2 protein-coding genes are annotated in these 1842 nt (G+C 62.3%); both read right to left on the bottom strand.

Annotated elements, in window-relative coordinates; genetic code table 11:
• Positions 1 to 403, bottom strand: a 403-nt coding sequence (locus SE92_RS34450; protein ID WP_502686790.1) for a flagellin N-terminal helical domain-containing protein, incomplete at its 3' end; no start/stop codon positions are given.
• 359 nt (positions 404 to 762) lie between these two features.
• The coding region (locus SE92_RS34445) for a DUF1522 domain-containing protein (protein ID WP_157096009.1) at positions 763 to 1842 on the bottom strand (1080 nt) is incomplete at its 5' end.

Raw genomic sequence — 1842 nt, 5'->3', positions numbered from 1 at the left:
ATGCGGTGGCGCTGGCGAACGAAGTCGTGCCGCGCAGGTCGGCCGCGGTCGCACCCGAGATCGTGGTGGAGACGTTGGACTTGGTGGAGTAGCCGACCGTGGTCTGCAGCGCCTGGTTGGCGATCGACTTCGCGCTGTCGATCAGCTTCTGCAGCGAGGTGATGCCGGTGTTGGCAGCCTGCAGCACCTGCACGCCGTTGGCGATGCCGTCGAGCAGGTTGTTGATGTCGCTGGCGCGGTTGTCGAGCGACTGGGCGGTGAAGAAGTTGGTGGGATTGTCCAGAGCCGAGTTGACGCTCTTGCCGGTCGAAAGGCGGCTCTGAGTGGTGGCGAGAAGATCAGCGGTGGACTGGAGAGAAAGCAGGTTCTGACGAACCGACGAAGAGAGAACGATACCGGACATTGAGTGTTACCCTTCTGGTACGCAACGCAACAAAAACTTCGATTAGGATTAATCGATGCCGGGACGGTGAACGTTGTGGGCTAACAAAGCATGAAGCGTGTCGCTCCAGTCCCTCCGCGGATTCACCATGTGCGCAATCGGAGCCGGACCGCGCCTCGTCGTATCGTCATGATCACATGATGTTTTTTGGTGCAGCGGCGACGCGTTTGCCACTTGTCAACCATAACTCAGAGTGAGCAATTCGCTGGACTCGAACGCATCATTCGAGATTGCCAAACGGCATCCCGATGCCGACGCAAAAAGAAAGCGGCGGGGCCGAAGCCCCGCCGCCGGATCTTGCTTGCGATGTCGTCCGCGACTTAGCGGAGCAGCTGCAGCACGCTCTGCTGCGACTGGTTGGCCAGCGACAGCGCGGAGACCGCGATCGACTGGCGGGTCGACAGCGCCTGGCTGTTGGCCGCTTCGGTGTTGGTGTCGGCCAGCGTCAGGTTCGACGAGCCGGTCTGCAGCACGTTGATCAGGCTCTTGTTGAAGTCCTGACGAACCTGCACCACCGAGAGGTTCGAACCGAGGCTCGAGGCCTCCGAGCGCAGCGTGCTCGACGCGGCGTTCAGGTTCGACAGCACCTTGTTGGTCGCGGAGTTGTCGATGAAGTCGACACCGCTGGTCAGCGCAGCAAGGCCCAGACCCTTGGAGTTGTAGGTCACACCCGTGATGCTCAGGTTCGACTTGCCGGTCTCGTCGAACACCAGCTTGAGCTGGTCGCCGTTCAACAGGTTGACACCGTTGAACGAGGAGTCCTGCGAGGTCGTGTCGATCTGGTTCAGGATGTTGTTGTACTGGGAGACCAGGTTGGCACGGGAGGTCTGGGCAACCGTGTCCTGGACGGGGCTGGAAGCCGTCGAGAACGTCAGCGCCGAAGTGAGCGTGCCGCCGATCGCACCACCCGCCGCGCTCGATCCGATGGTCGAGGACGCGTAGTCGTTGGTGGTCGAGACCGTCAGCAGGCCGTTGGCGTCGATCGTTGCGGACAGGTTGTTGGCCTGCAGCTTGGTGTTGAGCTGATCGAGCGTCTTGACCGTGCCGTTGGTGCCGTCGCCGAAGGTGACGTCAACCGCGGTGCCGCCGTTGAAGGAGGAGAAGGTCAGGGTCTTGCCGCTGATGCCGCCGATGCCGGAGGTACGAGCCGCGGTGAAGGCGGTCGAGGTTCCGGTGTTGCCGGCGAGGCCGAGCACGTTCAGCGCGTTGCCGGTGCCGGTGATCGACAGATCGGCATTGACGCCGGTCGAGAGCTTGAGCGCACCGGAAGCATTGATCGACGAGTTGGTCTGGCCGGTGGCCGTCGCAAGCGTCGCGGTGCCGTTGGCGTTGATCGTCGCGGTCTGCACGCCGGTGGCAAGGTCGATCGCCTTCAAGACGTCATTAACCGTGCCGGCCTG

The sequence above is a fragment of the Bradyrhizobium sp. AT1 genome (assembly GCF_001590795.1).
GTDB lineage: Bacteria > Pseudomonadota > Alphaproteobacteria > Rhizobiales > Xanthobacteraceae > Bradyrhizobium.
Note: the sequence above shows the minus strand (reverse complement) of the source record. Positions and strands in the feature narration are given on the sequence as shown.